Source organism: Mesorhizobium sp. ZC-5, from assembly GCF_025753855.1.
Classification (GTDB): domain Bacteria; phylum Pseudomonadota; class Alphaproteobacteria; order Rhizobiales; family Rhizobiaceae; genus Neomesorhizobium.
On sequence record NZ_JAOWPT010000039.1, the window covers coordinates 1 to 1,309 of the forward strand.

Consider the following 1,309-nt stretch of genomic DNA (forward strand, 5'->3'; position numbering starts at 1 on the left):
GTCCGCGAATGCTTCATGATGCACCTTTCTTTGATCGCCTGGTCCGTTGCAGCCGGCGTTGAAGTTGATCGATCTGGTCGCTGGAAAGGCTGATCTGCCAGGGCTGGCCTTTCGTGCTTTGCCGACCGTGGACAAGGCCCTGGGCGAGGTAGTCGAAGATGGTCTGAGCCGTCACGCCGATTGCAGCGGCTGCGCCCTGTACAGAGTAGGTTCCATCAGGCCAGCGCGGCGGATTGGCTGCGACGCCGTTGATCTTGGCTGTCGGGATTCCCCAACGGTGGCGTAAGAGCCAGATGTTCTCATAGCTGAACAGCTTGCCTCGCGCCGAGCGGATGCCCTCGTCATTCAATATTTTCGCGATTTGCCTGTCCATATCGCCCGCAGCATTGAGTTGCGTGATCCGCTCACGCACAAGCTCGAGTTCGCCATAGTCTCGATCGTAAGATTGAACTCGGCGTTGGGTTTGATGCTCGCTGGTTGCGCCGGTCTGCCAAAGAATCCTGATGACGACCTGGCCGCGTATCTTCTTCTGGTCGAGAACGACCTCCTGCACGATGAAGCGCAAGATACGTTTGCGGTCTTCTGGCTGCGTGGTTTCTGAGTGCCAGATAGCCGGCAAATTCTCGGCGAGTTCCTGAAGCGCCGCGTGATCCTGTGCCTGTAATACCAAGGGCTCTCGGTCTCTCCACCGCCGATATTCCTGCTCGATCTCATCGACCAAGCGCAGCTTGTCTTCCCACGTCTTTTCCAGGGTTCTGGCGACGAGACGATTTTCCGGTTCCACGGTGTCGTATTGTCGTCGAGCCCGCTCGGCGTCATACCGCGCACGTTCCCGCCGTAGCGCCCATTGTTTCTCGAGGCTTCGCGTTTCCTCCGCAATCTCGTCGAGCGCAGCGATGGCGATGGCGATTTGGTCGGGTTCCAATGCCTTCAGGAGGGTCCGGGCGACCAGTTCATCTACTGCGGGCGCCCGAACCTCCTGACAGAGAGAGCTGCCGGTCTGGTTGCGGTCCGCCAGGCAGCAGTAGACGGGGCATGCACTGTCGGGGCCGCTGTAGCGCACGGTCATCCGCCGTCCGCACTGGCCGCAGACCGCTAAGCCCTGCAGCAAAGCAATGCCCTTGCGTGGCGCGCCGCGGTGGCCGGCCTCGTATCGATTGGTGTTGTCGGCGAGGCGTCTCTGATTGGCCATGAACTCCTCCCAGTTAATATAACCAGGGTGTGCGTCTTTGATGCAAACCTCCCAGTCGTCAATGGCCACCTTCGAGGTTGCGCGGTGCGAACCTGGACCATGGCGGACCGCATTTAT

At 59.8% G+C, this 1,309-nt stretch carries 1 protein-coding gene; it reads right to left on the reverse strand.

Annotated elements, in window-relative coordinates; translation table 11 throughout:
* Positions 1-13: 13 nt before the first annotated feature.
* Positions 14-1,309 (reverse strand): recombinase zinc beta ribbon domain-containing protein (locus tag OHD58_RS30320; protein WP_263807289.1); only part of this gene is annotated, 1,296 nt, incomplete at its 5' end.